The organism is Bacteroides sp. Marseille-P3684, assembly GCF_900291465.1.
Classification (GTDB): domain Bacteria; phylum Bacteroidota; class Bacteroidia; order Bacteroidales; family Bacteroidaceae; genus Phocaeicola_A.
The window spans coordinates 3,024,120-3,036,835 of the sequence record NZ_LT985808.1 but is presented as its reverse complement, the minus strand read 5'-3'; the positions used below and the strand labels follow the sequence as shown (position 1 = coordinate 3,036,835).

Below are 12,716 nucleotides of genomic sequence, written 5' to 3'. Positions count from 1 at the left end.
AATGTGCGGCAAGCATACATTTCTATTTTCAGGAATAGAATAAATGTTCTGATTACAAACAATTTAAGTCGGAGATAATTTGTCCTTGTGAAAAAATATTGAATTTTATACCTCTGAAATCCAGTACTTTGTAAAATTGAGTGTTGGATTTTTTATTTTCTGCCGCGTTTTTTGCCAATTATATTCATGTGCGCACGCAGAAAACAAAGTGTAATTTTCAAAATTGACAGAACCATGAATTATTTCTTGCTGGCGGAAACCGACTTTTTCCGCCTGATAAACGAAGCCGGTGACTGCAATATGGAAACGGCATACACGGCTTTTGCCACCCAAGTGATCGAACTGTGTAACGGTAGCATGGACGCGAACCTTACCGTCATCGCGCTTGCCTACATCGAAATCGAGTTGCAGCACCATCCCGTGCGCAACCTGTCAGAAGAAAAGAGAGAGATTGCCGCCTATGTCAGCAAGGCCCTGTCTTTCGTGAGGAAGATGCAGAAATTCCTTGCCACGCCCCAAGTGCCGCCACTGATATCCGCCAACAACACAACAGAAACCGCCACCAGCCTCCTGCAATGGACGGGCAATGCCATCGACCTCGTGGAACTTATCTACGGCATCGACGAGATGGGCTGCATCAACAACGGCAACATGCCGCTCAAACAGCTTGCCCCGCTCCTTTACAAGATATTCGGGGTTGAGTCGAAGGACTGCTACCGTTTCTACACCGATATCAAACGCCGGAAGAACGAAAGCCGCACCTACTTCCTTGACAGAATGCAGGAGAAATTGAACGAGAGGATGCTGCGCGATGATGAGTTGGATCGTATGAGGAGATAAAAAACAAATTCATTAGAATAAATCACATCAATTCAATTCATTATTTTGTTATATTAGAAAAAGATATTAACTTTGCATTGAAATTGATATAGTCATAATTCAGATGAACTCAATACACGATATAACAGACTACATTATCTTACGAGTAAAATCGGAAGATAGATTTGCGTCTTTAATAAATTTAAAGTTGCAGAAGTTATTGTATTATGTTCAAGCATGGTCTTATGGTATCAATAAAAAACCTATGTTTGACGGCGAGTTTGAAGCATGGATTCATGGTCCGGTAAATCGAGAAATCTACAATCGATTTAATTCTACAAAATATCTCTATTCAGAAATCAATATTGATGATTGCATGAATCACAATGTGAGTTTATCATCAGAAGACGCTGAATTCATTGACTTTATATTGGAGAATTATCTTAAATATAGCGGTGCTGAATTAGAACGATTGTCCCACAATGAGATGCCTTGGATTGAAACACGTGGAGATTTAAATGTAAATGAGCGTTGTGACAAGGTTATTACTCCAGAACTAATGATTGAGTATTATGGGAAAAAATGGGAAACTATTAAATCTTAATTCAGATTCTCCTAAATACGGAAACAAATCATTAGTTACCAAAGAACAAGAAAATGAGTTAAAGAGAAGGAAGATAACTTTTTCCTTCTCTTACTTTAAGCAGATACCTAATTTTCAGATTGGAGAGTGTTCTAAGGGATGGCATATTGGGCTTCTTGAAAGATTAGGTGCTTTGGGTACTATGACACCGCAAGAAGTATTAGAAGAAAATAGAGGTAGTATTGCATTAAGATGTCATCCAATAGATTGGAGTGCTAAAAACATTCCTATTCAACGAAAAGATTTAGATTGGCTACCAAAAGAAATATTGGACAATGAGACAGATTTTCCAATAATGCAATTTTCGATAACAAAAAGTACGGGGCGTATTGTAGGTTATTTTGATCGGGATTCTTCTATATTTCACATAGTATTATTAGATCCTGAACATAATATACAACCGGCAAAGAAAACTAATTATCAAATACAACCAACTACAAAAGGGTTATCTCAATATGATGATTTATTAAATAAGTTGGAACGAATTAAAAGTATCGTATCAGATTGTTCTGATAAAAAGTGCAAATTGCATTCACATATTAGTGTTATAGAAGAATTACATGACAATATTGTTTATATAGGACTTGATAATGACTTCTATAGCACTTATCAAGAAATCTTAAAGAAAATTCCATTGCAAAAAATTTTGGAAAACGGAATCTTAGTAAGTATGGATAATGCTTAAGTTCTAAAAAAATGAAGAAAGGTTTATGGTAAGCCTTTCTTCATTTTTTTATTTACTTCTGCTGCAACAGATATTTCAGGTTATCATCGCCCGCGATGCGCTCCAGTTCCTCCTGCACAATCTGCTTCACCTCTTCCTTGATACGCCGGTAGTTCGCCTGCACCGTTTCTTTCATGCGGTCGTTGCCGTCCTCGTCCGTGAAATCGGTAATGACCGGAATTTTCTTGTAGGCACGTTCCTCCCGCTTCACCTTCTCGGCATCCACCACAATCTCGCAGTGAAAAATTTTCTGTTCGATACGTTCGTTGAAGTTGTCGGACACCGAACCGACAAACATTCCCTGCGTCAGACCGGAAATCTTGCTCGGCGGAATGAGCGCATCCATCTGCGTGTTGATGGAGGTGGAAACATCCTGCCGGTTGATGGAGATAGACTGCCGTTTCTGCAACACCTTACCGAACCGTTCCGATAGTGTCTTTGCCGTTTCACCTACCACCTGCCCGGAGAAAATGTTACCGACCGTATTCATCACCACTTTCGCCTCCTTATCACCGTAGTCGCGCACCAGCTGGCTGAAATCCTGAAATCCCAGACACACGGCAACCTTGTTGCTTCGGGCGGTGGCTATAAGGTTGTCCAACCCCTTGAAGTATATCGTGGGCAGCTCGTCGATGATGACCGATGACTTCAGCATTCCCTTCTTGTTGATGAGTTTCACGATACGGGAGTTATACAATCCGAGAGCCGCCCCGTAGATGTTCTGACGGTCGGGATTGTTGCCCACGCATAGGATTTTCGGCTCTTCGGGATTGTTGATGTCCAGCGTAAACTCGCTGTCCGACATCACCCAATAGAGCTGCGGGGAAATCATCCTCGAAAGCGGGATTTTCGCCGACGCTATCTGCCCCATGAGCTGCTCCGCAGCCCCTCCGAGCCAAGCATCCATGAACGGGGAAAGGTAGTTTTCCAGCTCCGGGTAAGAGGTCAGTATCGGGAAAATATCCTCGTAGCGGCGGTTCAAAAACTCGATGGCATGGGGAAACGTGCAATACTTCCCGTTCTGATAGATTTTGAGATACCAGATAATGCTGGCAAACAAAATGATAGGTGACTCCACGAAGAAGTCGCCCTGCTTTTGCACCCAAGTTTTATTGAGGTTAAGCATTATCGTGTAGGCACTCTCGTAAGCGTCCGTAATATCCTCCATGAAATCCGGGTGTATGGGATTGCAACGGTGTGAGCGTCGCGGGTCGTCGAAATTGATCACATAGAATTTCGGCTTCACCTTGTAGCCCTCCGGGTGGTTCAGCAAATGGTTGTAGGCTATGGTGGACAAGTCACTGAATTTGAAGTCATATACATACATCGAGAAGCCCTTTTCAATCTGTTGCTTGATAAAATTGTTTACCACGGCGTATGACTTGCCGCTGCCCGGCGTACCCAACACGATGGACGCACGGAAGGGATTCACCACATTGATCCAGCCATTGTTCCAACGCTTTTTGTAATAGAAGCGTGTGGGCAGATTGACCGAATACTCGCTTTCGATGAGCCTCGTTTCCTGCATGAAACTCTCATTCTCGTTGTTGAAAACATCCTCCATCAGATTGTGTTTCAACAGGCGGCTCATCCACAGCCCGCCCATCAAAAGACAGACATAGCCCGTGCCGATGGTAAGGATATACAAGCCCGTCACCGCTTCAACCGGCAGCGGCAGAGCCAGTATCCACCAGTTGAGGAAAAACAGCACGAATCCGGCGGCGAGTGCCGTCCATATTCTTCCCCAAGTGATTTTCTCGCCCTTGACCCCTTTCGTACCCAGACAGGACAGGGCAAGCAGCAGGACGGCAAACAGTTTCGTGTACAGAATGGAATGGAACAGCCCCGCCGTGCGGTCGAAGTTCAGAAGGATTTTGTCCACCACACCGATGTTCACGCCCCATAGCCGGATGGCTTCGTAGCAGAACCAGTACACGTTCATGACCACTAAAATGATACTCACGGCACGCAGAAAATCCATGATTTTCGCCAATGCCCTCAAATCGTCTTCTTGTTGTGACATACATTGATTTTTTAATTGTTGATACTCCGATTACAAACCCAAGCCCTTGCGCTTTTTCTTCTTTTTGCGCTTCATCGCCCGGATGAAAGCCTCTTCCTCGGCATCTACCGCCGGACCTTCGGGAGTGAGCAAGCCCATTCCGCCCGATACGTCTTCACGGTCGTATGCGGTCTGTCCGTGTGCCTTGTCCGCAGCATCCATAGGGATGGATAACGGTATCGGCGGTTGTCCGGCGTATGGCAGGGTGAAGTGTTCCTGCAAGGCATTCGCCGAAAGCTCCTTGCCCATGCGCGAACCGTTCAGCACACTCCCCGTGCGGTGGTCGATGAAGGTAGCCCCGTAGATGCGCCCTTCCTCCGTGTAGCGCAGTACGGTGTCGATGCCCTTCTCTTTAAGTTGGGAAACAAACCTATCCTTGTCATAAGTGCCTTGCAGCACGGAAAGAACGGTACGTTTCGTCATGTCTGCCAGTTTCCTGTCCTTAATCTCCGATCTGGAACGTACAAACTTCTTCTGCATGGCTTCATAGCCTGCGGACTTCCCGAAGAGCGAGGACTTGAACGGGTTGCCCACCTTGTTGCCCCTGCCGTCCGTGACGGAATAGACCAGCCCGTGATATTCCCGTCCGCGCACGTTACCCCTCGCTTCCTCCACCGTCAGGTTATAGATGGAAAGGAGCGCACGGTATTCGCCCATCGTCTGGAAACGGTACTGCCCGTTCAGAGCTTTCACGGTGTTGCCTACCTGTTTCTTCACATCGCCTGCCGATGCGTCCACCTTGCTTAGCGGCGTGTCAAGACGGCGGTTCCTGCGCTCCGCATCGTGCAGCCCGTATTTCTTCTCCAGCTCACGGGTGATTTGTTTGCTACGATAGTAGTTGTTCTTGTCGCTGATACATTTCCCGTTCTCGTCCACCCGAACCGTCACGATGTGCAGGTGGTGGCGGTCGATGTCCTCGTGCTTGAAAACAAGATAAGGCTGGTTGCCGAAACCGAGTTTTTCCAGATACTCGCGGGCTATATCCTGCAATTCCGCATCGGTCAACGCATCCTCCGGATGCGGGTTGAGCGAAATATGCACCACCGGCTTCTCCACCTTCATCTGTGGCGGCATGAAGGTGAGAAAACCCTCCATCGCCTTGTTGATGTCCACCTTTCCCGAACCGTCATTGTAGATGCGGTTGGTCGTAAGCAACCGCCCCTGCGCCTCGTTAATCTTCTCCCCGTTATAGGCAATCGCGCCGTACAACGAGTTTCCTACACTGATTTTTGCGACCATTTCGCCTCCATTTCCCTTGAAAGTTCCACAATCCGGCGGCTCAGTTTCACGAGTTCGACGGTGTGTTGCTCTAATTTGTAGAGCAACGCCATCGCCTTTTTCTCTGAAAAATGCAGCCTCAGTTCCTTCACGACTTGGTTGTAATTCGTACCCACGGCACGGAACTGTGCATGAAAATCCGACAGTTTGGTGTAATAGTCCACCAGCGTCTTGTCCACCTTAAGCACCTTGAACGGCTGTCCGAAGAAGTGCGCCTTGAGGAAAACCGACCGTGCATAGACACCCGATTTTCCGAACATGGCGAGGAAACGGTTGTGTTCCTCCTCATTGAAACGGACGGTGTAACGGTACACCGCCGGATCAAGTTTGGGATTTCTCCCTGATTTGCTTTTCCTTTTCTCTTTCATATTACTTTGGATTTAGCGGATTGACGGCATAAGCCGCCGCTTCGGATTACAGCACCGCAGTTTTGAAAGGCTTCCCGACTTCGGAGGGAAAGCCCGCCCCCTGCAAGGGCAAGGCGTTTTCCGGGATGCTCAAAATATTTTGAGCGGCTGAAAACATACCTTGCTATGTTCAGGTGAACATAAAAATCCGTCGGGGACGGATTGGGGATGATTCCTTTCAAACTCCGGGCTGCGCTACCTGCGGCGTACCCTGCCGTTCGGGTGCAAAGTTACGCCCTTAAGGCGATGTCCGACAGAGGCTTGACCCGGACAATCAGTGCCAACCGGCGCAACGTGCTGCCACTTGCCGGAGAAGTGATACAAGTTCCAAAATATCCTTGTTTATTTGCAGTGTGATTCGGATGTGGGACTGAAAATACACTCCTTCCGCCGGATGTTCGGACAGCAATCCGGGCATCAATCCAAACGGTTGAAAACAGGTGTATGTATTCAGATAGTTTTCCAAGCACACGTCCGTGCGGACGGATAAAAGCATGGACGGTTGGACAAACCGATGAATACCCGCAGGCACAGCCGGATTAAGGAGTGAATAAATAAATGAATGGGAGTGCGTGCGTACGTACTAATGACAATACGCTACCGCCACCGGACAGATGTATAACCAAATAAATTATCAAAAAAATGAAAGAAGCAACTTATGTGGCAATCTCCACGCAGAAAGGTGGAGCGGGTAAGACAACCCTGACAGTGCTTGTAGCAAGCTATCTGCACTATGTGAAAGGCTACAACGTAGCCGTGGTGGACTGCGATTTCCCGCAGTACAGTATCCATGACATGCGCAAGCGTGACATGAAAGCCGTCATGGAGGACGGGCATTACAAGGTGCTGGCGTATGAGCAGCTCAAACGACTGAAGAAGAACCCGTACACCATCAGATGCAGCCGTGCGGAAGATGCGGTAAAGACCGCCGAAAATCTGGTGGCAGCGCAGCCCGACCTCGATTTCGTGTTCTTCGACCTGCCGGGAACAATCAACAATGCCGATGTGGTGCAGACCATTTCCCAAATGGACTATATCTTCACGCCCATCATCGCCGACCGTGTGGTGATGGAGAGTTCCATCAAGTTCGCCACTGTCATCAACGAACAGATGATAAGCACGGGCAAGTCCGGCATCAAAGGGATTTACCTCGTGTGGAACATGGTGGACGGACGCGAAAAGACTGAACTTTACAAGGCATACGACAAGGTCTGTGCCGAGTTCGCCCTGCCCATTCTGGAAACACATCTACCGGACAGTAAGCGCTTCCGCAAGGAGACGGCGGCAGAACGCAAGGCGGTATTCCGCTCCACGGCGTTTCCGGCGGACAAAATACTGGTACGCGGCAGCAACCTCGACAAACTCGTCGATGAGATTCTCGGCATCATCAAAAACTGAACGGCATGGCAAAGAAAACAAGAATCGAGGACATCGACAGCGAAGCCGTAATCAACTCATTTCGACTGGACGATACAAGCATTCCGCCGGAAGCGAGAAGCACGGACGGGAACGCTCCTGTCCCACCTCCGAAAGAAGCGATACAAGAAGCCGTTTCTCCACCCGCCTCGCACTCCAAAGAGGAGCCGGAACGCAGGCGCAGGAACAGCAAGCCGGAAAAATTGGATTATGACACAGTATTCATATGCGGTTCCAATATCACGGCAAGGCTCGGCAAGCAGGTCTATATCCGCAAGGAGTACCACGACCGCATACAGAAGATGCTTCATGTAATCGGAGGCAACGAAGTGACTATCGCGGCATTTCTTGACAACGTGCTGACACACCATTTCACGCTGTTCCAAGACGAGATAGCCGAATCGTTCAAACGGCACATGGAATCCTATAATTTATAAACACTCAAAAACAACAAAGAAGTATGAAAAGAACAAATAAGAACCGTCAGGCTGAGTATCTGCAAACAGGAAAGAGTGAAAGAACCGCTGTCCGTGCAGCAAAGTGTGTAACCGACTACGGGCATGAAAATACCGACGTTGACTTCCGCAAGGATAAAGGCAGAGACAAACCGCTCTCGACTTTCCTGCAAGCATCGGAAATCAAAACGCGGCAATGTATATACATCAGCCGAGAAATTCATGAGAAAGTCGCTATCGTTACCAGTCGGATGGGAAACGGTTTGAGCATCGGCAAGTTTGTGGATAACATCCTCCGCGACCATTTCCGACAATACGGGCAGCAGTACATGGAACAGATTGAAAACGCCCAAAAAGTAAGATTATGACAAAGGCGTTTTTAATCGTATCGGTTGCTTGCAACGTGTGGTTTCTGTTTCTGCTGTTCTATGACCGCATCATGGACATGAAGCTCATCCGTTTCTTCAGACATATTGCCGGGCTGTGGCGGTCATTGGACAGTACGGTGGCAGAGCAAGGAAAGGATAAGGAAATACCTCACGCAGACACCTCGGACATCATTGGCAAGAGCCGTTTCAAGATGGCATCGACCCGGACAACCGCTGCCATACCGACGCAAGAAGCCGCCACTTCGGAAAAAGGCATTGAGCTGTCGGAGGAAGAGGCTACTTTTGACGACGGAAACACGGAAACCGTCTCACGCCCGACACAAGTACCGGAGGACAAACTCGATGAAACCTTCACGAGCATCCCGCCCTCGGAACTGGAGTACGGAGAAGATGAACCGGAGGATGAAGAACCAGACAAAAAGCAGGCTTCGGGAAGTAGCTTCGAGGATATTGACATGGCAGTACACACCATACGGAAGGAATCACCATCCGATGAGGAAATGCGACACGCCGGAAAGGTCATGACGGAACTGGACGGGACAGAGCTTTTCACAAGAATAACGGAACGCCTGACCGATGAAGCAATGAGCGAGAGGATTGCAAAGGCGATGGCAGTTTTCGTGGACACGGTGAACATGACCGTGACACAACAAAAGGAAAAGGTGTTCGTGATTCCCGACAACATCGAGGAGTTCGACTTCCGAAACTATGTATAACAACTAAAAAAGAATGGAAATGAAAACGTAAAATGACGACACCCACGCGCACGGCGGTACAAGGTACAGCCAACCCGCAACGGACAGCCCCAAGTCCGTAGAAACAAACGGGCAACCACTAAAACCAAAGTAAAGTAATCAAGTATCAACCGCCCGAAAAAGGACTATCCACCCTTTGGACGGCACAAAAAAGAACAGTTTATGAACAAGAACATCAGACAAAAGTTAATCATCGCTGCGGCACTTATGATTGCCGCAACCGCCTCCGCTTTCGCACAGGGAAACGGTCTGGCTGGCATCAACGAAGCCACCTCTATGGTGAGTTCGTATTTCGACCCCGGCACGAAATTAATCTACGCCATCGGCGCGGTAGTCGGGCTTATCGGTGGCGTGAAAGTGTACGGAAAATTCTCGTCCGGAGACCCGGACACCTCGAAGACCGCCGCCTCGTGGTTCGGGGCTTGTATCTTCTTGATTGTCGCCGCCACTATCCTGCGCTCATTCTTCCTTTAATAAACAATGTATGGCTGAATACCCGATAAACAAGGGTATCGGCCGTCCGGTCGAGTTCAAGGGTTTGAAGGCTCAGTACCTCTTCATCTTCTGCGGAGGTCTGCTGGCTCTCTTCGTCCTGTTCGTCATCCTCTATATGGTCGGCATCGACCAGTGGATATGTATCGGCTTCGGCGCGGCATCGTCTTCCGTCCTCGTATGGCAGACCTTCGCGCTGAACGCCCGGTACGGCGAACACGGGCTGATGAAATTGGGAGCGGCAAGGAGCCATCCCCGATACCTTATCAACCGACGGCGGATCACCCGATTACTCAAACGGCAACGAAAGGAAGAAACGACATGAGAAATACATCCAAAATGACAACACTGGAAAACAAGTTCCCCCTGCTGGCGGTGGAGCATGGCTGCATCATCTCCAAAGACGCCGACATCACGGTGGCTTTTGAGGTGGAACTGCCGGAGCTTTACACCGTGACGGGCGCAGAGTACGAGGCGATACACGGCTGCTGGTGCAAGGCTATCAAGGTGCTGCCGTACTTCTGCGTCGTGCATAAGCAGGATTGGTTCATCAAGGAGAAATATATGCCGGAGTTACAGAAGGACGACATGAGTTTCTTGAGCCGTTCCTTTGAACGCCACTTCAACGAGCGTCCGTACCTGAAACACTCCTGCTATCTCTACTTGACCAAGACGACGAAAGAACGTAACCGTATGCAGAGCAACTTCAGTACGCTGTGCCGGGGACATATCATCCCGAAGGAGCTGGACAAGGAAACCGCCGGGAAGTTCATGGAGGCCGCCGAACAGTTCGAGCGCATCATGAACGACAGCGGCTTTGTGAGGCTGCGCCGCCTCTCCACCGACGAGATTGTCGGGACGGAGAAGTCCGCCGGGCTGATAGAGCGTTACTTCTCGCTCATGCCCGAAGGCGACACGACCTTGCAGGACATCGACCTCTCGGCAAAAGAAATGCGTATCGGTGACAACCGCCTGTGCCTGCACACCCTCTCCGACGCGGAGGATATGCCAGGAAAGGTGGCTACCGACATCCGCTACGAGAAACTCTCCACCGACCGCTCGGACTGTCGCCTCTCCTTCGCCTCCCCCGTGGGGCTGCTGCTTTCCTGCAACCACATCTATAACCAGTATGTGATTATCGACAACAGCGAGGAAAATTTGCAGAAGTTCGAGAAGTCCGCAAGGAATATGCAGTCGCTATCCCGATACAGCCGGAGCAACAGCATCAACCGCGAGTGGATAGACCAGTACCTGAACGAAGCCCATTCCTACGGGCTGACCTCGGTACGGGCGCACTTCAACGTCATGGCGTGGAGCGATGACGCGGAGGAACTGAAGCATATCAAGAACGATGTGGGCAGCCAGCTGGCAAGCATGGAGTGCGTGCCGCACCACAATACCATCGACTGCCCGACGCTCTACTGGGCGGCGATGCCCGGCAACGCGGCGGACTTCCCGGCGGAAGAGAGTTTCCATACATTCATCGAGCAGGCGGTGTGCCTCTTCACGGAGGAAACCAACTACCGCAGTTCGCTCTCGCCCTTCGGCATCAAGATGGTGGACAGGCTTACGGGAAAACCGTTGCACCTCGACATCAGCGACCTGCCGATGAAGCGGGGTATCACGACCAACCGCAACAAGTTCGTGTTGGGTCCTTCGGGCAGCGGCAAATCCTTTTTTATGAACCACCTCGTGAGGCAATACTACGAGCAGGGTACGCACGTGGTGCTGGTGGACACGGGAAACTCCTATCAGGGCTTGTGCGAGATGATCCGGTGCAAGACAAACGGGGCGGACGGCGTGTACTTCACCTACACGGAGGAGAAACCGATTTCGTTCAACCCGTTCTACACCGATGATTACGTGTTCGACGTGGAGAAAAAGGACAGCATCAAGACATTGCTGCTGACGCTCTGGAAGTCGGAGGACGACAAAGTGACGAAGACGGAGAGCGGCGAACTGGGCAGTGCGGTGAACGCCTATATCGAGCGTATCAGGGCTGACCGGAGCATCGTCCCCTCGTTCAACACCTTCTACGAGTATATGCGCGACGACTACCGCCGCGAACTGGCGGAACGTGAGATAAAGGTGGAGAAGTCCGACTTCAACATCGACAATATGCTCACCACCATGCGGCAGTATTACCGGGACGGACGCTACGACTTCCTGCTCAACTCCACGGAGAACATCGACCTGCTCGGCAAGCGGTTCATCGTCTTCGAGATTGACAGTATAAAGGAAAATCGCGAGCTTTTCCCTGTGGTGACCATCATCATCATGGAAGCCTTCATCAACAAGATGCGCCGATTGAAAGGCGTAAGGAAACAGTTGATAGTGGAAGAGGCTTGGAAGGCTCTATCTTCGGCGAACATGGCTGAGTACCTGCGCTATATGTACAAGACCGTGCGCAAGTATTACGGGGAGGCAATCGTGGTGACGCAGGAGGTGGACGACATCATTTCCTCGCCCGTCGTCAAGGAGAGCATCATCAACAACTCCGACTGCAAGATACTCCTTGACCAGCGGAAGTACATGAACAAGTTTGATGCCATACAGTCCCTGTTGGGTCTGACGGAGAAAGAGAAGTCGCAGATACTCTCCATCAACATGGCGAACAACCCGTCAAGGCTCTACAAGGAAGTGTGGATAGGACTGGGCGGCACGCAGTCGGCAGTCTATGCCACCGAAGTTAGTGCTGAAGAGTATCTGGCGTACACCACCGAAGAAACGGAAAAAGTAGAGGTTTACCGTCTGGCGGAACAGTTGGGCGGCGACATTGAAGCCGTCATCCGGCAGCTTGCCGAAAGGCGGAGAAAAAAGGAATAAATAGAAACAGATTCATCAACTAAAAAAGAAAATGCGTATGAGTATATCAAGAACGAAAATGCTGCAAGTCAGCAAGTGTTTAATCGGGCTGGCGGTCATGGTGCTGCAATCCTGCGACATAACGGACAACCGACGCGACCTGCTTTGCGGAAACTGGGAGAGTGTGGAGGGCAAGCCCGACGTGCTTATCTACAAGGAGGGCGAAGCCTATAAGGTGACGGTATTCAAGCGGAGCGGCATCCGCCGCAAGCTGAAGCCGGAAACCTATCTCTTGCAGGAGGAGAACGGCAATCTGTTCATGAACACCGGATTCCGCATCGACGTGTCCTACAACGAGGCGACGGACATCCTGACCTTCTCGCCGAACGGGGACTACGTGCGTGTGAACCCGAAACCGGACCATCCGATAGGCGAGCAATAAATAATGAAATCCACTAAAATCCAAAGTAA

Annotated in this window: 15 protein-coding genes; 11 read left to right on the top strand and 4 right to left on the bottom strand. The window is 49.6% G+C overall.

Translation table 11 applies throughout. The annotated features are described in order from the left end of the window. Nucleotides 1-234: 234 nt before the first annotated feature. The 3 genes from C8275_RS12030 to C8275_RS12020 all read left to right on the top strand — a co-directional run bounded on the left by C8275_RS12030 (nucleotide 235) and on the right by C8275_RS12020 (nucleotide 2,147). Nucleotides 235-840, top strand: coding sequence for an RteC domain-containing protein (locus C8275_RS12030; RefSeq protein WP_004293872.1), 606 nt, complete (start codon nucleotides 235-237; stop codon nucleotides 838-840). 103 nt (nucleotides 841-943) lie between these two features. After that, on the top strand, nucleotides 944-1,423 hold the full coding sequence (locus C8275_RS12025; protein WP_004293873.1) for a Panacea domain-containing protein: 480 nt from the start codon (nucleotides 944-946) through the stop codon (nucleotides 1,421-1,423). Then, nucleotides 1,392-2,147, top strand: coding sequence for a hypothetical protein (locus tag C8275_RS12020; protein WP_004293874.1), 756 nt, complete (start codon nucleotides 1,392-1,394; stop codon nucleotides 2,145-2,147). Before C8275_RS12025 ends, C8275_RS12020 begins: the two co-directional genes overlap by 32 nt. Nucleotides 2,148-2,199: 52 nt before the next feature. Here C8275_RS12020 and mobC read toward each other — a convergent pair whose 3' ends face one another. The 4 genes from mobC to C8275_RS15000 all read right to left on the bottom strand — a co-directional run bounded on the left by mobC (nucleotide 2,200) and on the right by C8275_RS15000 (nucleotide 6,343). Continuing rightward, entirely contained in the window at nucleotides 2,200-4,209 is a 2,010-nt protein-coding gene (gene mobC / locus C8275_RS12015) for a conjugal transfer protein MobC (RefSeq protein ID WP_004348455.1), read from the bottom strand. A gap of 30 nt (nucleotides 4,210-4,239) precedes the next feature. Continuing rightward, nucleotides 4,240-5,487, bottom strand: coding sequence for a conjugal transfer protein MobB (gene mobB, locus C8275_RS12010; protein ID WP_004348454.1), 1,248 nt, complete (start codon nucleotides 5,485-5,487; stop codon nucleotides 4,240-4,242). After that, nucleotides 5,466-5,894, bottom strand: coding sequence for a conjugal transfer protein MobA (gene mobA, locus C8275_RS12005; RefSeq protein WP_004291488.1), 429 nt, complete (start codon nucleotides 5,892-5,894; stop codon nucleotides 5,466-5,468). The genes mobB and mobA overlap by 22 nt, the downstream gene beginning before the upstream one ends. Nucleotides 5,895-6,163: 269 nt before the next feature. Then, nucleotides 6,164-6,343: a hypothetical protein gene (locus tag C8275_RS15000; RefSeq protein ID WP_074668551.1), complete on the bottom strand. Its 180-nt coding sequence runs from the start codon at nucleotides 6,341-6,343 to the stop codon at nucleotides 6,164-6,166. Nucleotides 6,344-6,575: 232 nt separating this feature from the next. Between C8275_RS15000 and C8275_RS11990 the strand changes: the two genes are divergently transcribed. The 8 genes from C8275_RS11990 to C8275_RS11955 all read left to right on the top strand — a co-directional run bounded on the left by C8275_RS11990 (nucleotide 6,576) and on the right by C8275_RS11955 (nucleotide 12,687). Then, nucleotides 6,576-7,331, top strand: a complete 756-nt coding sequence (locus C8275_RS11990; protein ID WP_005643916.1) for a ParA family protein — start codon at nucleotides 6,576-6,578, stop codon at nucleotides 7,329-7,331. A 5-nt stretch (nucleotides 7,332-7,336) separates the two neighbouring features. Continuing rightward, a complete protein-coding gene (locus C8275_RS11985; RefSeq protein WP_004311202.1) occupies nucleotides 7,337-7,786 on the top strand; it encodes a DUF3408 domain-containing protein in 450 nt (149 codons plus the stop codon). Next, nucleotides 7,783-8,172, top strand: coding sequence for a DUF3408 domain-containing protein (locus tag C8275_RS11980; RefSeq protein WP_299338276.1), 390 nt, complete (start codon nucleotides 7,783-7,785; stop codon nucleotides 8,170-8,172). Before C8275_RS11985 ends, C8275_RS11980 begins: the two co-directional genes overlap by 4 nt. After that, nucleotides 8,169-8,909, top strand: a complete 741-nt coding sequence (locus C8275_RS11975) for a hypothetical protein (RefSeq protein WP_032595736.1) — start codon at nucleotides 8,169-8,171, stop codon at nucleotides 8,907-8,909. The genes C8275_RS11980 and C8275_RS11975 overlap by 4 nt, the downstream gene beginning before the upstream one ends. Before the next feature lie 201 nt (nucleotides 8,910-9,110). Further along, a complete protein-coding gene (locus C8275_RS11970) occupies nucleotides 9,111-9,422 on the top strand; it encodes a DUF4134 domain-containing protein (RefSeq protein WP_004311205.1) in 312 nt (103 codons plus the stop codon). Between the two features lie 10 nt (nucleotides 9,423-9,432). Then, entirely contained in the window at nucleotides 9,433-9,765 is a 333-nt protein-coding gene (locus tag C8275_RS11965) for a DUF4133 domain-containing protein (protein ID WP_004311206.1), read from the top strand. Beyond that, nucleotides 9,762-12,266 (top strand): TraG family conjugative transposon ATPase, encoded by a 2,505-nt coding sequence (locus C8275_RS11960; protein ID WP_005827325.1) that lies wholly within the window; start codon nucleotides 9,762-9,764, stop codon nucleotides 12,264-12,266. Before C8275_RS11965 ends, C8275_RS11960 begins: the two co-directional genes overlap by 4 nt. 37 nt (nucleotides 12,267-12,303) lie before the next feature. Continuing rightward, on the top strand, nucleotides 12,304-12,687 hold the full coding sequence (locus tag C8275_RS11955; protein WP_004308928.1) for a DUF3876 domain-containing protein: 384 nt from the start codon (nucleotides 12,304-12,306) through the stop codon (nucleotides 12,685-12,687). The last annotated feature ends 29 nt before the right edge of the window (nucleotides 12,688-12,716 follow it).